Source organism: Microbispora sp. NPDC049125 (genome assembly GCF_040802045.1).
Classification (GTDB): Bacteria; Actinomycetota; Actinomycetes; order Streptosporangiales; family Streptosporangiaceae; genus Microbispora.
Window position 1 is genome coordinate 192,463 of sequence record NZ_JBEZDW010000008.1, and the last position, 17,102, is coordinate 209,564.

Annotated in this window: 15 protein-coding genes; 5 read left to right on the top strand and 10 right to left on the bottom strand. The window is 72.5% G+C overall.

Annotated elements, in window-relative coordinates; genetic code table 11:
- The first annotated feature begins 123 nt into the window (after nt 1–123).
- Complete coding sequence (gene arfB / locus AB0B72_RS12715) at nt 124–594, top strand: alternative ribosome rescue aminoacyl-tRNA hydrolase ArfB (RefSeq protein WP_367738764.1); 471 nt, start codon at nt 124–126, stop codon at nt 592–594.
- A 30-nt stretch (nt 595–624) separates the two neighbouring features.
- On the opposite strand, the gene AB0B72_RS12720 is transcribed toward arfB, so the two are convergent.
- Both AB0B72_RS12720 and AB0B72_RS12725 read right to left on the bottom strand, forming a co-directional pair.
- Entirely contained in the window at nt 625–1,257 is a 633-nt protein-coding gene (locus AB0B72_RS12720; RefSeq protein ID WP_367738765.1) for a hypothetical protein, read from the bottom strand.
- Nucleotides 1,258–1,302: 45 nt separating this feature from the next.
- Nucleotides 1,303–2,085, bottom strand: a complete 783-nt coding sequence (locus AB0B72_RS12725; protein ID WP_367738766.1) for an HAD-IIA family hydrolase — start codon at nt 2,083–2,085, stop codon at nt 1,303–1,305.
- Between the two features lie 96 nt (nt 2,086–2,181).
- Here AB0B72_RS12725 and AB0B72_RS12730 point away from each other — a divergent pair, with 96 nt between their 5' ends.
- On the top strand, nt 2,182–3,228 hold the full coding sequence (locus tag AB0B72_RS12730) for an LLM class flavin-dependent oxidoreductase (protein ID WP_367738767.1): 1,047 nt from the start codon (nt 2,182–2,184) through the stop codon (nt 3,226–3,228).
- A gap of 139 nt (nt 3,229–3,367) precedes the next feature.
- On the opposite strand, the gene AB0B72_RS12735 is transcribed toward AB0B72_RS12730, so the two are convergent.
- Complete coding sequence (locus tag AB0B72_RS12735; protein WP_367738768.1) at nt 3,368–3,850, bottom strand: MarR family winged helix-turn-helix transcriptional regulator; 483 nt, start codon at nt 3,848–3,850, stop codon at nt 3,368–3,370.
- Between the two features lie 59 nt (nt 3,851–3,909).
- Between AB0B72_RS12735 and AB0B72_RS12740 the strand changes: the two genes are divergently transcribed.
- The gene (locus AB0B72_RS12740) at nt 3,910–4,287 is read left to right on the top strand and encodes a cupin domain-containing protein (RefSeq protein WP_367738769.1); all 378 of its coding nucleotides are present in this window, start codon (nt 3,910–3,912) and stop codon (nt 4,285–4,287) included.
- A gap of 39 nt (nt 4,288–4,326) precedes the next feature.
- Here the strand turns inward: AB0B72_RS12740 and AB0B72_RS12745 are convergent, their stop codons facing one another.
- On the bottom strand, nt 4,327–5,223 hold the full coding sequence (locus AB0B72_RS12745; protein ID WP_367738770.1) for a TIGR03619 family F420-dependent LLM class oxidoreductase: 897 nt from the start codon (nt 5,221–5,223) through the stop codon (nt 4,327–4,329).
- A gap of 48 nt (nt 5,224–5,271) precedes the next feature.
- On the opposite strand from AB0B72_RS12745, the gene AB0B72_RS12750 reads away from it, so the two are divergent.
- Nucleotides 5,272–6,120 (top strand): phosphotransferase family protein, encoded by an 849-nt coding sequence (locus AB0B72_RS12750; RefSeq protein WP_367738771.1) that lies wholly within the window; start codon nt 5,272–5,274, stop codon nt 6,118–6,120.
- A gap of 17 nt (nt 6,121–6,137) precedes the next feature.
- Nucleotides 6,138–6,401: a zf-TFIIB domain-containing protein gene (locus AB0B72_RS12755; protein WP_367738772.1), complete on the top strand. Its 264-nt coding sequence runs from the start codon at nt 6,138–6,140 to the stop codon at nt 6,399–6,401.
- A gap of 110 nt (nt 6,402–6,511) precedes the next feature.
- On the opposite strand, the gene AB0B72_RS12760 is transcribed toward AB0B72_RS12755, so the two are convergent.
- The 6 genes from AB0B72_RS12760 to AB0B72_RS12785 form a co-directional block, all read right to left on the bottom strand.
- The gene (locus tag AB0B72_RS12760) at nt 6,512–7,513 is read right to left on the bottom strand and encodes a hypothetical protein (protein WP_367738773.1); all 1,002 of its coding nucleotides are present in this window, start codon (nt 7,511–7,513) and stop codon (nt 6,512–6,514) included.
- 140 nt (nt 7,514–7,653) lie between these two features.
- Nucleotides 7,654–8,595 (bottom strand): bifunctional NUDIX hydrolase/histidine phosphatase family protein, encoded by a 942-nt coding sequence (locus AB0B72_RS12765; protein ID WP_367738775.1) that lies wholly within the window; start codon nt 8,593–8,595, stop codon nt 7,654–7,656.
- A complete protein-coding gene (locus AB0B72_RS12770) occupies nt 8,592–10,925 on the bottom strand; it encodes an Hsp70 family protein (RefSeq protein WP_367738776.1) in 2,334 nt (777 codons plus the stop codon). The genes AB0B72_RS12765 and AB0B72_RS12770 overlap by 4 nt, the downstream gene beginning before the upstream one ends.
- 93 nt (nt 10,926–11,018) lie before the next feature.
- Nucleotides 11,019–13,541 carry an Hsp70 family protein gene (locus tag AB0B72_RS12775; protein WP_367738777.1) on the bottom strand — a complete coding sequence of 841 codons (2,523 nt, stop codon included), beginning with the start codon at nt 13,539–13,541 and terminating at the stop codon, nt 11,019–11,021.
- A complete protein-coding gene (locus tag AB0B72_RS12780) occupies nt 13,538–15,079 on the bottom strand; it encodes a dynamin family protein (RefSeq protein ID WP_367738778.1) in 1,542 nt (513 codons plus the stop codon). Before AB0B72_RS12780 ends, AB0B72_RS12775 begins: the two co-directional genes overlap by 4 nt.
- A 15-nt stretch (nt 15,080–15,094) precedes the next feature.
- On the bottom strand, nt 15,095–17,083 hold the full coding sequence (locus tag AB0B72_RS12785) for a dynamin family protein (RefSeq protein WP_367738779.1): 1,989 nt from the start codon (nt 17,081–17,083) through the stop codon (nt 15,095–15,097).
- Nucleotides 17,084–17,102: the final 19 nt, after the last annotated feature.

Consider the following 17,102-nt stretch of genomic DNA (forward strand, 5'->3'; position numbering starts at 1 on the left):
CTCAGCCCTCGCTCCCGAAACCCCCGGCCAGCGTGCACGAGAGAATGGACCGTGACAACCACAAGCCCGATTTGCGGCGATAAATCGGGATGACTCAAGGTGAGTCGCGGCAGGAGAATGACGATGTACAGGCCGGGCCTCCATGGGCCGGCCGCGCCTCAGGGGGAAGCGATGCCTGGCCCGTTGCACGTCCGCGGCTCGTTCGTCATCCCGGAGGCGGAGCTGGGATGGCGTTTCTCCCGGTCGTCGGGGCCGGGCGGCCAGGGAGTGAACACCACCGACAGCCGGGTCGAGCTCAGCTTCGACGTCGCGGCCACGACCGCGCTCGGGCCCGCGTTGAAGGCCCGGGCGATGGAACGGCTCGCCTCCCGGCTGGTCGACGGCGTGATAACCATCGCCGCGTCCGAGCACCGTTCCCAGCTCCGCAACCGGGAGGCGGCCGAGGAGCGGCTGGCCGCTCTCCTCCGCGAGGCGGTCGCTCCCCCGCCGAAGAAGCGCCGCGCCACCAAGCCCTCCCGCGGCGCGGTCGAGCGGCGCCTGACCGCGAAGAAGCGCCGCTCCGAGGTCAAACGGTGGCGCCGCCCGGACGACTGAGACGCCTCGGCTGCCCGCCTCCCCGGCCGTCTACGTACGCCGGTCCTCCATCTCCCAGATGTGGTCGATGACGTGCCAGGCGATGCGGCGAGCCGCGTAGCGCGCGGGCCAGCCGCCCTCCACCGGGGGCGCGCCGTCCGAGGGACGGCCGAGGACCTCGGCTATCTCGTCCCGCATGGCCGCCAGCCCGGCCACGTCCTTGATCGGCTTGTGCCGTACGCCGATCTTCCTGGCGTAGGAGCGCTCGGCCTCGACGACGTGGTTCACCATCTTGTCGCGATCCCGGCCGCCGCCCCTGGGGCCCTTGCGCAGCTCCTCGGGCGAGGCGGCGGCCGTCTCGTCCAGCAACTCCCAGGACGCCCGGATCAGCGCGACGGTCCTGGCCGCCTCATCGGCCGGCACGGGCTCCAGATCCAGGACGGCCGGCGATTCCGGCGCGCCGAAGTCGGTGGTCATGCCGCCCTTGACGCGCTCCACGACGACGGGGTCGCCGGGGTCGAACTCCAGCCCCGCCCGCTCAGCGACCAGGCGGTAGCGCGGGATGTAGTCCATGAGCGCGTCGAGGGCGAGCTGTTCGGACTTGCCGATCCTGCACCAGCCGGGCCAGGCGGCCGAGCAGGCGAAGACCTTCTTCGGTCCGAGTTCGAGGTAGACAGGCGACATGGCACCCACCCTGCCACCGCTACCTGACAGCTTGTGACAGGTAGCTCAGGACACCAGCTCGACCAGGTCGGCCACCGAGTCGACGATCTGCGAGGGCCGGAACGGGTACCGGTCGATCTGCTCCTTCTGCGTCACACCGGTGAGGACCAGGATCGTGTGCAGGCCCGCCTCGATGCCGCACACGACGTCGGTGTCCATGCGGTCGCCGATCATGGCGGTGCTCTCGCTGTGCGCGTCGATCTGGTTGAGCGCGCTGCGCATCATCATCGGGTTGGGCTTGCCGATGAAGTACGGCTCCACGCCGGTCGCCTTGGTGATCATCGCGGCGACCGCGCCGCACGCGGGCAGCGAGCCCTCGGTCGACGGCCCGATCGGGTCGGGGTTGGTCGCGATGAATCTGGCGCCGTTGTCGATGAGCCGGATCGCCCGCGTTATGGCGGTGAAGCTGTAGGTGCGGGTCTCCCCCAGCACCACGTAGTCGGGGTCGAGGTCGGTCAGCACGTAACCGCACTCGTGCAGCGCGGTGGTCAGCCCCGCCTCGCCGATGACGTACGCCGAGCCGTCGGGGCGCTGGTCGGCGAGGAACTTCGCGGTGGCCAGCGCCGACGTCCAGATGGCCTCCGGCGGCACCTCCAGCCCCGCCGCGCGCAGCCGTACGGACAGGTCCCGCGGAGTGTAGATCGAGTTGTTGGTGAGCACGAGGAAGCGCTTGCCGGACTCGCGCAACCTCTTGATGAACTCGTGTGCCCCCGGCACCGGCTGCCCCTCGTGGACCAGCACGCCATCCATGTCGGACAGCCAGGACTCGATCGGCTTTCGCTCGCTCATGTTCCCAGCATGGCAGGCCGCGCCCGGTCACGGCACCTCGCGAAATACCGTGCGTTTAATGGAAATATACGGATGTCGCCTCCGGTTGGTCGGAACATGAGCATGGACACGATCCGCGGCGTGCCGCGCGGGACGGCCGAGGCGCCGCTGTCGATCCTTGAGCTGGCGACCGTCGGGGAGGGCGTGACGGCCGCTGAGGCCCTGCGGGACACCACCGAGCTGGCCAGGCGCGCCGAGGAGTGGGGTTACCACCGCGTATGGGTGGCCGAGCACCACGGCATGCCGGGGGTGGCCAGCTCGTCCCCGGCCGTGCTCATCGCCCACCTCGCCGCGGCCACCCGTTCCATCCGGGTCGGGTCGGGCGGCGTCATGCTGCCCAATCACGCGCCGCTCGTGGTCGCCGAGCAGTTCGGCACGCTGCACGCCCTGCACCCAGGGCGCATCGACCTGGGGCTCGGCCGCGCCCCGGGGACCGACATGGCCACCGCGAACGCGCTGCGCCGCTCCGCCGAGGTGGACCCGGACCGGTTTCCCGAGCAGGTCGCGGAGCTGACCGGCTTCCTCGACGGGTCGTTCCCCGCCGGCCATCCGTACGCGGCGATCCAGGCGACACCCCGGGGGGCGGACCGCCCGCCGGTCTGGCTGCTCGGCTCCAGCGGGTTCAGCGCCCGGCTCGCGGGCCTGCTCGGGCTGCCGTTCGCCTTCGCCCACCACTTCAGCGCCGCCAACACCGAGCCCGCGCTCGACCTCTACCGCTCGTCGTTCCGGCCGTCGGAGGTGCTCGAGCGGCCGTACGCGCTGATCGGCGTGGCGGCGGTCGCCGCCGACACCGACGAGGAGGCGCTGCGGCAGGCCATGCCGGGCGCCCTGTCGTGGCTGCGCATGCGGCTGGGCCGTCCCGGTCCTGTTCCGACGCCCGAGACCGCCGAGACGTACCCGTACACGCCGGTCGAGACCGACTTCGTGCGCGACCGGCTGTCCACGGTGGTGTACGGCGAGCCGGAGCGCGTGCGTGAGGGGCTGGAGGAGCTGCGCAAGCGCACCGGCGCCGACGAACTCATGATCACCACGATGGTGCACGGCGGCGCGGCGCGCCTGCGCTCCTACGAGCTCATCGCACGGGCGTACGGCATGCTCGCCTGAGCCGCCGGTCCGGCGCAGGGCCTGCCGCGAGGCCGGACACGGCTCGGGCAGGGGCGAGCGCGGCCGGGCGGTCTGCCGTGTCAGGCGTGGTCCGGGAAAGCCCGGCCGGAGAACCGGCTTGGGCTGATCGAAGGGCTCGTCACGGTGCGTTGAACCACTGCGGGGTGTCGAGGCGGAACATGTCGGGTGGCGTGACCTTGCGCAGGTCCTCCACGATGGCCCGCAGCCGGTCCTCGCCGATGGCCTGGGCCCATTGGCCGCGCAGCTCCTCGAAGATCCGCTCCGACCGTTCGAGCGCGTCGTAGGCGTGCGGGGTCAGCGTGTAGGTCTTACGGCGCGCATCTCCAGGATCGTGCCCGGGCCGCAGATAGCCGAGCCCCTCCAGCATGTCGATGGTCTTGCCCGCCGCTTGCTTGGAGACGCCCAGCGCCCGGCCCAGATCGGCGGCCGTGGCCCCGTACCGGCCGCCGGCCCGCATGACGGCCTGGAAGACGAACCCGTGCATGGGCCGCATCTGCGGATGGCCCTGCCGGGCGAGCTCCTCGTGCAGCTCGTCGATGAGCACCCGGAACCCCAGCAGCAGCCGCAGCGGCAGTTCGAAGCCCCGCAGATCACTTGACACGATGGACAACCTCATTAACTATATAGACAACGTCGTTGTCTATATTAGGGATGTGAACCGTGACGCTCGTCCGTCATGCGGAAAGCCGTCGATCTGAGACCCCGAACGCCGTCATGACCACCCTCGCCTCGCCGACCCTGGGCGGCGCGCGATCCTCCATCTGGCGCACCGAGGTCAAGCCCGGCGTGAAGGGCCCTGTCCACATCTTCGACGCGGAACAGATCTGGACCTTCCTCGAAGGGGAGGCGACCATCGAGCTCGACGGCGAAACCTCCACGGCGGGCCCCGGCGACACGGCCGTCCTGCCCGCCCACGCCACCCGCCAGGTCACCGCCGGCCCCCAGGGCTACACGGCCATCGTCACGGCTCCCGCCGGCGCTCACGCCTGGACCCCCGACGACGCCGGCAACAAGATCGCACCCCCCTGGATCGCCTGACCGGCAGCCGCCGAGGCGCACGTCAGGACGCACGCGGGGTCAGCCGCGTGGAGCCAGCTCCTCCAGCGCGTGCTCCGCGCGCCGCATCGACTCCTGCGGGTCGGCGGCGGGGTCGCCGATCTCGGGGTCGAAGTTGAGGTCGTGGAAGACCTCGGTGACGCCCTTCGCCGCGAGCGCCTCCACGTCCTCGCGGATCTTCTCGGACGGCCCGGAAAGCAATCCCTCACTCTCGGGTCGGAGGCGGGTGACCCCGCGCACGATGAACCTGAGTGCGCCGGGGTCGCGTCCCGCCTCCCGAGCCGCCTCCTTTACGATGTAGATCTGCTGGTCGATCGTCTCCAGGTCGGCCCTGCTGGAGCTGATCCAACCGTCCGACAGCCGGCCGGCCCGCTCCAGGGCGACCCGGGCGGTGCCGCCGAGCAGAACGGGTGGCGGGACGGGTGGCTTGGGATCCTGGTGGGAGCGGGGCACCTCGTAGAACTCCCCCTTGTGCTCGACCGTGTCCTCGGTCCACAGCCGCCGCAGCAGGCCGATGTACTCTTCGGCGCGCCTGCCGCGCCGCTCCATCGGCACCCCGGAGGCGGCGAACTCCTCGGCCAGCCAGCCGAGCCCCAGCCCCACGTCGAGCCGGCCGCCGGAGACGTCCTGCAGCGTGGCGAGCTGCTTTGCCAGCAGGGCCGGGGAGACGAAGGGCAGGTTGAGCACCGCGACCCCCAGCCGCACCCGCTCGGTGAGGCCCGCCAGGTACGACAGGGTGACGACGGGGTCCTGCACGCTGCGGTAGACCGGCCCCATCGCGTGCCCCACCGGGTAGAGCAGCCGCTGGAAGGTCCACACCTCGTGATAGCCCAGGTCGTCGGCGCGGCGGGCGACCCGCCTCATGTTCTCCGGCGTGGCCCACGAGCCCGACACCGGTACGGCGAAGCCAATCTTCATACCGGCACCCTAGGCTGTCGGTCGTGAACGATCAGCGCGTGTCCCCCAATGCTGGTTGACGATCTCGCCAGGCTCTCGCGCCGCGAGGGCCCGGTGACGGTGCTCAAGGACACCCGGGTGCTGGTGGTCCGGGTCGGCGACGTGGTTGTGAAGGCCCACCCTCCGGGCACCGACGAGCGGCTCCTGCGCAGGCGGCTGGAGGCGGCCCGCGACCTGCCCGGTCTCATGCTCCCCCCGCTCGGCGTGGAGCGCCTGGACGGCCGCCTCGTCACGATCTGGCCGGCGGGCGTGCCCCTCACCCCTCTCGACCTGGAGGTGGGAGACGCGCCCTGGGAGGAGGGCGGCCGTCTGCTGGCCCGCCTGCACGCCCGCCCCGTGCCCGCCGGCCTGCCGCCCGCCGGGGGACCCGCCCGTCTGGCACGCGCGATGGCCGAGCTCTCCGCGGCCGGCGCCCCCGCGGCCGCCCGCGAGGTGATTCGGGAGGCGTACGGGACGCTTCCCCCGGCCCGGGGCGGTCGCGCGCTGACTCACGGCGACTGGCACCTGGGGCAGCTCGTCCGCTACCGCGGGGAGTGGGTGCTCATCGACCCCGACGACCTCGGCGTGGGCGACCCGGTGTGGGATCTCGCCCGGCCGGCCGCGTGGTTCGCCGCCGGGCTGCTCGACCCGGACTCGTGGGACCGGCTCCTGTCGGCCTACATCGCCGAGGGCGGCATCGCCGTCCCGGACGGGGATCCGTGGCGGGAACTCGACATGCCCGCCCGGGCGTTGACGGTCCAATTGGCCGCGACGGCGGTGGCCGCGGCGACGCGGGCGGGAGATCCGCTCGACGACGTCACCGGGGCCCTGGTCTCCGCCTGCGGGCGGATCGTCGCGGCCGCCAAGGCGCAGACATGAGGTAGGGAGCGTTACCAATGGAGTGTCCCAAGTGCCGGGGCCGCATGCGGACCTTCGACCGCAACGGGATCCACATCGACCAGTGTGACAACTGCCGGGGGATCTTCCTCGACTACGGCGAGTTGGAGACCCTGACCCGGCTCGAGGCGCAGTGGGCGCAGCAGCAGTACGCCGCTCCGCCGCCCGCCCACGGCGGTCCGGCCTGGGGCGCCCCGCACGGAGGCCACTACGGGCACCACCACCACAACCGCGGCTGGGTGGGCATGCTCTTCTCCAGCTGACCTCCGTCCTGTTTCCCCCGAAGGCCGCGCTCCCTCCCAGGAGGCCGCGGCCTTCGCCGTACGGGAACGGGACGGCCCGCCACGGACGGCGCCGGCGAGAGTCGCGCGCCTCAGGCGGGGAAGTCGTCGGGGTCCACCGGGCTGGTCCGGGCGTTCCCGCCGGTGACCTTGTTCAAGGTGATCGTCCAGCTGGTCCAGCGCACCTGCGTGGCGCTGTAGATCGTGTGAAACCGCAGGGAGTCGTCGAACCGCGAGAAGCTGCAGTCACGAGTGAACGCGCGGGCCCCGCGGTCGTAGTCCACCCCCGTGGTGAAGTAGACGCGGTAGTTGCCGTCCCTGATGTTGGAGATCTTCGCGCTGGCCCTCTTCCGCACGTAGAAGCTGAGGGCCTTCTTCTTGCCCTTCGTGAGCGTGACGACGCCGTCGGCCGAGCCGCCGTTCTTCACGGTCACGCTGCCCCGGCCCCCGCGCACGGCGGAGACGAGCACCGTGCCGTTGCCCAGGCGCCGGCTGCGCTGCTTCGGCGGCTTGAGCTTCACCACGCCTCCCGGAAAGTCACCGCCGTCCGCGAGGTCGGCGCCCGCCTGCTTGAGGCCGGCGAACTCGTCCGACCTGCCGAGCCTGGCGAGGACGGCGGACGCGGTGCAGAGCGAACGGGTGCCGACGTCCTCGGCGAGCGTGTCCAGCCGGCTGTCGATCCCGCGCAGCGCGGCGACGTAGTCGGCGTGCTCCGGCCCGACCTCCGGCGGCGGCTGGACGCCGCCGAGCTGCCCGGCGGCGGCCTCGGCCGCGTCCTTCGCCCGATCGATCCGCTGCCGCAGCGAGCGGAGCGAGCGCGCCTTGGCGATCTCGCCCAGCCTCGTGCCGACCGCGGGGCCCGCGGAGGCCAGCGCGGTCCGGTACGCCTCGGGAGTGAGCCCCCCGGGCCCGCTGGAGGACGCGGCACCCGCCGCCGGCGAGGCGCCCGGGGAGTTCCCTCGGGACGGCTCCTCCTGCCCGGTGCAGGCCGACAGGGCGAGCGCCGCGACAAGGCCGGCCGCCCACGTGACGGTCTGCGCCGCCCTCGATCGTGCGGCGGCTCTCGATCGTGCGGCGAGGGGGGTCGCGCGCATGCTGGGGGAGATCATTTCACCACTTTTGACCGGTGGTCGGGAGCTGTCAACACGCCGTGTCGCAGCGGCGGTAGCCCTTCCCCGGCTCCGGGCCCTCGACGCTGATGCCCAGACGTCCGCGGAACGCCGGGCGCGGCGGCTCAGAGAATGTAACGTTCCAGGCCGACGATCCGCTCGGCGGCGTGGTGCAGCACCACGAGCGATCCCTTGAACAGGTGCAGCGCCGCTTCCCCGTCGTACCGCCCCTTGCACATCTCGGCGAGCACGCCTTCGAGGCTCTCGCGGTAGCCGCAGATCGCCGTCGGTTCCCGTACGGCCATGGCGCCGAGGACGACGCGGAGGGCCCCGGCGGGCTCATAGTGCTTCTTCGTGAACAGCTTGTCCTGCCGGACGGTCAGGCGGTTCGCCGACCGGTACGGCTCCAGCGTCTGCGTGCAGCGCTCGCTCGGCGCGCTGACCAGGTTGCCGGCCCGGTAAGCGGCGAGAACGCCGGCCAGGCTCTCCGCCTGCAGCATGCCGACGTGGTCGAGGGGACGCATCTTCTTCTTGCCCCGCCAGTCGTCGCCGGAGCCGGACATCTGGCCGTGCCGGACGAAGGCGATCGGGGTGGTGGCGACGGGCCCGGCGGCGAAGTCGGTCAGCACGGCGATGTCCCGCTCGAAGGTGAGCGCCGTCCGGGCCGCCTCCAACGGGAGCCACGACATGCGGTCGACCTCCTCGTTCTCGACGAAGTCGGCCGGCCCGGCGGCCTGGGCGGCCCAGTAGTCGACCCGCTTCGCCCAGCCCTTCTTCTCGTAGTGCACCGAGCGCAGCCAGCGCCCCAGGGTGACGCGGAGCCCGGTCTCCTCGTAGACCTCCCGTACGGCGGCGGCGACGGGGTGCTCGCCGTGGACGATCTTCCCTTTGGGCAGCGTCCAGTCGTTGTACTTCGGCCGGTGCACGAGAGCGATCTCCGGCGCCTCACTGTCGCCCCGCCAGACCACGGCGCCGGCCGCGCGGATGAAGTCGGGAGCGCAAAGGGGTTCCTCGGCCATCGCGGCCTCCATATCGTCTCTGTCGTCATCGTTCTTGTCGTCGCTCATCCGGTGATCTCCCAGATCACCGCGGTCTCGTCCTTGCTCGCGGTGGCGAGCAGAGTGCGGTCGCCGTGCGGGGCGAACGCCAGGGCCCTGACCGTGTCCCCGTGGTAGTCGATCGTGTGCAGGCGCTCCCCCGTCCCCACGTCCCAAAGGATCACCGTGTCGTCCTTGCCGCCGCTGGCGAGGATCGGCGTCCCGTCGGGGAGGGCGCCGAAGGCGACCGCCCGTACGGTGCCGGAGTGACCCCGCAGGACGCGGAGGAGGGAGCCCTTGGCCGGGTGCCACAGGTGCACCTCGTCCTCCGTCCCTCCGACGGCGAGAAGCGGTGCGCCCTCGAAGGACGTCGCGGCCAGCGCCCGCACCGCGCCGTCGTAGTCGTAGGTCTCGACCACCTCTTCGTCGTCGTAGTCCCATATCTCCACGTAGTCGCTCTCCCCGCCGATCGCGAGCGCCGGCGAGCCGTTCATCTCCAGGAAGGCCAGGGCGTGCACCTCGGCTTCGAAGTCGTACCGGGCGTCGGGGTCGGCGAGATCTACGTCAGGGCTGGAGATCGCGGTGCACCACACGGTGCCGTCCTCGCCGCCGATCGCGAGGCAGGGCCGTGAGCGGTAGGTGGTGAAGGCGAGTGCCCGGACGGCGGTGCCGAAGTGGTCCGAGGAGGTGATCACCTCCCGCCGCTTCGGGTCCCACATGACGACCTGGCCGTCCTCGTCTCCGGTGACCAGGACGGCCCGCCCGCCGATCGTCCCGGAGACGGCGGACCAGACGGCCGCGTCGTGCTCACAGACGTCGTGCAGGAGACGGGCGGTCTCGGCGTCCCACACCTTGACGTACTCGTCCTTGCTCGCCGTGGCGAGCACGAGCCGTCCTCGTACGGTCCCGAAGCAGGCGGCCGTCACCGTGTCGTCGTGGGACACGATCCCGTCGCACACCACCTGGAGGCGAGGCGGACAGGCCCCGGGCTGAGAGGTGCCGGGCTGGGGAGGCGGCGCGGGCTCCGGCGCCGACATCGTCAGGAGCCAGTCGGACGAGGTCACGACCGCCCCCGTCTCGTAGTGGAGCGCGGAGACCGTCCCCTCCGCCGCGGCGGGCACCCGCAGCTCGTGCAGGGCCCCATCGGGCAGCCGCAGCAGCGCCACCGGCCGGTCCTCACCACAGCGGTCGCCCACACCGGCGAGCCACCTCAGCAGGACCCCCGAGCCGCCCGGCACGGGCCACCTCAACGGCCGCTCCCCCTGACCGGGAGTGGTGGACGTGGAGAACCGCTGCGACGCCTGGCCGGCCCAGCGCGCCGCCCCGAGCGCGACCGCGACATCGGGATCGCGGACCCGGCGGACCGGCCGTCCCAGCGCCCTGCCGGCGAACTCGCCGATGACCGGCATCCGGATGCTGCCCCCGACGAGGAGGATTCCGGACACCCGGCCGGCCGGGACCTTGCACCTGTCGAGCAGGCCGCGGCAGCAGGAGACCGTACGGTCCAGGAGCGGGATGACGAGCTCGACGAGCCTGTCCCGGTCGAACCGGACGACGTTGCCGGTCGGGTCGAAGACGTCCTCGGCCGCTCTCGCCTCGCTGAGCTGGTGTTTGAGCTGCCGGGCCAGGTCACCGAGGCGCAGCCGGTTGCGCCGCCCCTCGGGGCCGCCGGACATCGCGGCCGCCAGGTCGCCCTCGCCCGGCGCCAGCAGCTCCGCGTAGACGAGGGAGTCGACGTCCCGCCCCCCGCAGTCGTCCAGCGCGGCGTGTCCCAGCACCTCGTGCATGCCCGAAGGCCCTACCCGGACGAGCGCGGCGTCGAAGGTGCCGCCGCCGAAGTCGTAGACGAGGACGAGATCCCCCGGGGGGAAGGCCCCTCCCGCGACCGGCGCCATGGCCGCGGCCACGGGCTCGGGGAGCAGCTCCACCACGGCGAACCCGGCCGCCTCCGCGGCGGAGATCATCAGGCTCCTCCGGGGGTCGGCCGTGGCGTAAGTGGCCGGGACGGTGACCACCGCGCGGTCGATCCGCGCGCCGTGCACGGCCTCCGCTTCCGACTTGAGCGCCCGCAGCATCGCGGTCACGAGCTCCTCGGGGAGGAACTCCCGCTCCCCCAGGACGATCGGCGCCCCACTGCCCAGGTCGCGCTTGAACTCGGCGCGGTGGAGCTCCGGCCGCAGCCGTTTACGCCGGTCTGCCGGAGTCCCCACGAGCAGGCCCTCGTCGGTCAGGCAGACGGCGGACGGCCAGGACCACGACCCGGAGGAGGGCTCCTTGACCAGCTCGACGGACTCTCCGGAGACCAGCGCCGCCGAGGACGAGCTGGTGCCGACGTCGACGGCGAGAATCGCTTGCTTCACATGCTCCTCCCGGATAGCCGGCTCGTCACCGGATGTCTACAGGTCGTAAGCGGCGGAAAAGCCATCACAGGATGGGATTCGGCCATCTCGGGTTCACGGGACGAGATTCCAGATCCTGAGCTTGTCGGCCGTCAGGACGGCCAGCCGGCGCCCGTCCTCGTCGAAGTAGTGGAAGGGGAAGTAGTCGCGGGTCCCCGGAGCGCAGCCGATGCGCGCGACGCGGGTTCCGCGCGCCAGGTCCCACACGTCCACGTCGCCCCCGTACGGAGAGGTGACGGCCACGCGCCAGTCGGCCCGGTACGTCACGCGGATCGTCAGGCCGTCGCCGGCGGAGAAGCGGCTCACCGGCTCACCGGCGTGCAGATCCCAGGTGAGGATCTCCCCTCCCCACGACAGGCCGCTCAGCAGCCGCCCGTCCTCGCTGAACCGGAGGTCGCCGAGGTTCTTCTCGCAGTAGTGCGGCAGCCGCGACCGCACGTGCCAGGTCTCGGTGTCACGCACGACGACCTCTCGCCGGGTGACCGTGGCGAGGAGGTCTCCGCCGCGGCTGAAGGACGGGCTCGCCTCGTCGTCGAAACGCCCGGCGTGGGCGAGGTCGGGTAACCCCCAGACGTCCACGGACGTGCCGTAGCTCCAGGCCGCGAGATGCCGGCCGTCCGGGCTGAACTCGTAGAACCTGTCGCCACCCAGTCCCCCCGGGGTCAGCGGCCGGCCGTCACCCGTGCTCCAGAGCAGCAGGCCGTCCTTCTTGGTGTTCCCCGCGAGGATCGCGCCGTCCGCGCTGAAGGCCGGCCGTGGCGATTCGTACTGGCCGAACGTCCACTGGTGGCCGCATATCTCCCGGTCGCGCTCGACGTCGGCCACCCGCATGCGCCCGTCCTCCGCCACCACGGCCATCAGCCGGTGGTCCTGGCTCCAGGTGACGTTGCTCCCGGCGCCGACGTCGCGGGTCAGCCGCAGGGCGCCGCTCGTCAGGTCCCACTCCTGGACGACGCCCCGGCCGACGCAGTGGCAGCCGATCACACCGGCATCGGGGTCGAACTGGTAGAGGTAGACGTGGCTGGGGTCGCGCTCGGCGGACAGCCGCAACGACGGCCGCGAGGGGTCCCAGGAGTCCAGGACGTGGATCGCCCCGGTCTCCAACGCGACCGCCAGGGCCCGGCCGTCCGGGCTCGCCTGGACGGCGGAGACCCCGTCGAGCTTGCCGAGCTGGCGCGGCGTGCCGCGGAGCCGTTCCACCGGCACCTGGGCGGGAGCCGCGGGACGTGCGGGGAGCGTGACCAGATCGGCCTGCGCCGTCACCGTGTCTCCGTAGCGCCCGTGCAGCGTCCCGGCCACGCCCACCTTGCCGGCCGCCAGCAGCCACACCGAGCCGTCCACCGATCTGAGCTCGGCCACCGGTGTCCCGGGACCGAGCCGGTCGCCTTCGGCCACGAGCCATCGCAGCAGGGTTCCTCCGCCGCCGGGGATCTCCCAGCGCAGGCCGGATCCGGCGGACGACAGGGGACGCAGAACGCGCCGGGGCGCGTCGGCGGCGAAGCGGGCGGCGCCCGTCACGACGGCCAGCTCGGGGTCGCGCGAGGCGCGGACGGGACGGCCGAACGCCGCGGCGAGCTCGTTCCTCACGATCGGCATCCGGCTGCTGCCGCCGGTAAGGAGCACCGCCGACACCTCGCCGGGCTGGACACCGCAGGTGTGCAGCAGGCCCCGGCAGCAGTCGATCGTGCGCCGGACCAGCGGCTCCACCAGCCGGGTGAAGCGAGGCAGACCGAGCGTGAGCTCCATGCCCAGCGGCGAGAAGACCTCCTCGGCCTCGGGGACGCTGCTCAGCTGGTGCTTCATGTTCCTCGCCAGATCCACCAGCTCCAGCCGGGCTCGCTGTGCCACGACCGGGTCGGCGCCGTCGAGCACCGCGCCCCCGAGCACCGCGCCCCCGAGCACCGCGCCCCCGAGCACCGCGCCGCCGCCGCGTAGCTCGGCGTAGACGGCGGCGTCCACGTCGCGGCCGCCGCAGTCGTCGAGCGCGGCGTGGCCGAGCACCTCGTAGCCCTCGCCGCGCAGGCGGACCAGCGCCGTGTCGAACGTGCCGCCGCCGAAGTCGTAGACCAGCACCAGGTCGTCGGTGAACTCCTCACCCGCGGGGGCGGACAGCGCGGCCGCGACGGGCTCGGCCAGCAGCTCGACCGTGACCAGCCCCACGGAGTGCGCGGCCTCGATCATGAGGGTCCTGCGGACGTCCTGGTGCGCGTAGGCGGCCGGGACGGTGATCACGGCACGCCGTACCGGACCGCCGTGCACGGCCTCCGCCTCGGCGCGCAACGCCGTCAGCACCGCGATCACGAGGTCGCGGGGCGCGAACGAGCGGTCGCCCAGCACGACGGGGGCGTCGTGCCCGAGCAGCCGCTTGATCTCCGACCGGTAGTGGGCGGGACGGATGCGTTTCTTGCGCTCGGCCAGCGTGCCGGCCCGGAGGGTCTCGCCGTCGAGGTACACCGACGACGGCCACGACCACGAGCCGCTGACGGGCTCCTTCAGCGGGACGGTCTGCCCCGCCGCGACGAGCACGGCGGAGGAGCTGGAGGTGCCGAAGTCGACGGCGAGGATGGGACCGGTCATGAGCGCCCTTCGAGTTCGTTGATCATCAGTTCGTAGCTCCGCCGGACGACCTGGCCCGCGCGGCGGGTGGCGCCGCCGTACGACGGGTCGAGGTCGACGGCGGCCCAGTGCCGCAGGCGCTCCCTCGTCCGGGAGTCCATCTCCGCCGGGGCCGCGGCGCCGGGGAGGCCGAGGCGGTCGGCGAGGCTCAGGCCGAACTCCCCGGTGACCCGCAGCAGCTCCGCGACCTCCGGCTCGGCGAAGGTCAGCAGACCGTCGTAATGGTTGCGAAGCACGGAGAACTCCGCGAAGGCGTGCTCCTTGAACTCCAGCTCCGTCACGGCCGCCACCGCCCGGTCGAGCGTCATCCGGTCGCGCGGGCCGAGCTCGCCGGCCAGCTGCGGGAGCCTCTTGACGTCCTCGATCGCGCGGCTCAGCTTGATCAGCTCCGCGCGGTTGCCGAAGTGGCCGACGAGCAGGCTCCGGAAGCCCGCCATGCCGCTGCGGTCAAGCAGCTCGGCCCGCAGGGCGGCGGCCTCGGTCAGGCCGTCCCTGATCAGTTCGCACGCCAGCGCGATGCCGTACCCGCCGAAGAGCGAGAACAGGGCCCGGCGCCGCTCCGCCGGCACGCCCAGCTCGGGGTAGTCCCTGGTGGTGAACAGCGGGCCGCGTCTGACCCGGCCAGCCAGCACGTCCGGCGCCGCCGCCGCGAGGGTCGCCAGGTCGGCGAAGTCCTCCTCGGTGAACACCGCGGCGGCGGCCCCGACGAGGCTGGCCAGCGGCCGCAGGTCGTACAGGTACCGCCGGGCGCCGGCGGCCTCCATGAGGCGCTCTGCCACGCGGGCGCCCTCGGCCATCGGATCGGGATGCAGCGGCCAGAACAGCTCCACCTTCGTGAGCGCGCCGATCGTGGTGATCGGCGACGCCACGCCGATCCCCGCGCCGGTGAAGTCGGCCAGCAGATCCTCCTCCGCGGCGGCCAGCCCGCGCGCGAAGACGAGCACGATCGCGTCCGCCTTGCTCGCGTGATCGAGCGAGGCGGCCCGCACGTCGTCGGGCGTCCGCCCGAGGAAGCGCGCGGTGTTGCCCGACTCGCCGCCGAAGGCCGTGTCGAGTCCGGGCGTGTCCACGAGGTCGAAGGCACGCAGGTACGGATTGGGGTCGACGACCTCCAGGTAGTCGATCGTGCGCAGGTAGGCCGCCAGCGCCTCGTCGCCGCGCGCGCGGACCGTCAGCCTCTCCAGGTCGGCGAGGTCGCGCCGCTCCGGCTGCCGCCCGTCCCTGAAATGGACGACCAGGCCGGGGGCGGGGCCGTGCCTCAGCCAGTTCACGTTGAACGTCAGCTCCTCGACGCCGGTCGGCGCCCGCCTGCCGCCGAGGAGCGCGTTGGCCAGGGTCGACTTGCCGGAGCTGACCCGGCCCACGAGGGCCACCCGCAACGCCGAACGGAACCGGTCGGCGTAGTCCCCCAGCGCGCGGCTCACCGGCGCGAGGGACGGCGACCCGGCGAGGGCCGCCCGCGCCGCGTCGAAGGCGGCGTCGGCACGGTCGCGAAGCACTGCGAACCTCCCCCCTCACCCGTCCGCCCCCGGCGGCCCGGCCGCACCGGGACCGGAACCGGGCATGTCCGGCGGCGGCCGGTGGCCGCCGAGTCCGGCGACCTCCGCGGCGAGGCCGGCGATCTGCCCGAGCGCCCGGTCGAGGGGGCGGCGCTCGGCCTCCAGGACGGCCAGGCGCTCGCGCGACTGCTTGACGGTGTCCTGCTCCATGCCCCTGAGCCGCCTCGTCGCCGCCGTGACGCTCTCCTTCTCCTGGGCGATCCGGCTGTCCAGCTCGGCGACGACCGCCCGGGTGAGCCGGCCGGTCAGCTCTTCGACGGCGCCGGCGAGGTACCGCTCCTGCGCCTGCCTGAGCGGCATCAGCTCGACCTTGAGGCTCTGCCGCCGCGCCTTGCGGTCCTGGATGCGGGTGACCCGTTCGGTCTCCCTGTAGGCCGCCTTCGCACCGAACAGGCGGCCGGCCATCTTGCCCAGCCAGCCGCCGCCGGCCACGCCGGCGACGGCCCCCGCCCCGGCTCCCAGAACCGTGCCGACGATGCCCCCGAGCACACTGCCGATCACACCGCCGATCCGCTCGCCTGTGCTGGAGCCGAGCACGACGTCGCGGACCTGCCGATAGTCGCTGACGGCCTGCTCGTCGTCCCCCAGCCGTCCCGTCACCTCGATGTCCGGGACGGGCGGCGGCGGCAGCCGGTACGCGGCGGGCGTGCCGAGGTCCAATCCGTTCGACCGCGAGATCTCGGCCACCACTTTGGCGCCGCGGCGCTCGGCGAGCAGGCCGACCGCCCCGGCGACGGCCGTCACGTCCGCCATGACCTGGGACACGAGCAGCTCGGGCTCGTCCAGGTAGTCGTCGTCGTAGAGGTACTTCGTGTCGAGCCGGTGCCAGACCTGGCCCAGCTCGTCCTGGCCGCGGCGGACCAGCTCCCTGCCGAGGCGGTGCAGGAGCTCACGGGCGTCCTGCCTCCAGGCGGCCGTGTTCGACATCAGCTCGTTCAGCCTCGCCTCCTTGGCGGCCAGGTCCCCCTTGAGCGCGCGCAACTCCTCTTCCGTGCTCTTCTTGAGCGCCTCGATCGCCGTCTCGACCGGCCGCAGCAGCGCCCGGGCCGCGGCCTCCTGGGTGGCGAGGGCGTCGCCGAGGACGAGCCGGGCCCTCCTCCGGGCCAGGGCGGCCCAGAGCACCTCCTCCAGCCGGCCGAAGTTGCTCAGCTCAAGATCTTCGGGGTCCTCGCTGCCGAGATAGTCGAGCTTGGCCTGGCTGGAGACCGGGACGACCTCCACCTGCCGGCCGGTCACCTGGGCCACCTTGGCCGTCGTGTTGGCCAGCATCGCCTGGTAGTCGCCCACCACGTCGATCTTGGTCAGGACGAAGACCTGGGCGTCGGCGTCATCGGTGATCTTCGCCAGCTCGGCCGCGCGGGCCAGGAACGCGAGCTCACTGTCGGTCAGCGGCTGGGTGACGTCCGCCACGAAGATCAGGGCGTCCGCCTGCGGCAGGAAACCGGCGGTGACGACCGTGTGCTCCTCGTAGACGCCCCCGACACCCGGTGTGTCCACGAGCGTCAGGCCCGACGACAGCTTGGGATTGGGCGTCTCGACGGCGACCAGCCGCGCCTTCTTGTCGTTTCGCGGGTTGCCGCTCTCGGTGGCGTACCACCTGATCTCGTCGCGCCCGATGGGGACGCCGGACAGCCCGCCCGCGCCGTCCTCCACGGAGACGGTGATCTTCTCCTGCGACCCGTACGTCACGGTCGTGACCAGGCTCGTCGCGTACGTCGTGTCGGTCGGGAACAGCTCGGGCTCGTCGAGGAGGGCGTTGAGCAGACGCGACTTGCCGCGCTTGAACTCGCCGCACACCACCACCGTCAGCCGTCCGTCACGCAGCCGGTGCTCGGCCGCGCCGAGGCGCCTGGCGGTCTCGTCCGCGTCCGTGCGGCGGGCGAGAGGGGTCAGCACGGCGAAGACACCGAGTATCTCGGTGCGCAGGACGTCGAAAGCTCGCATGGGGATTCCGCCTTCCGGC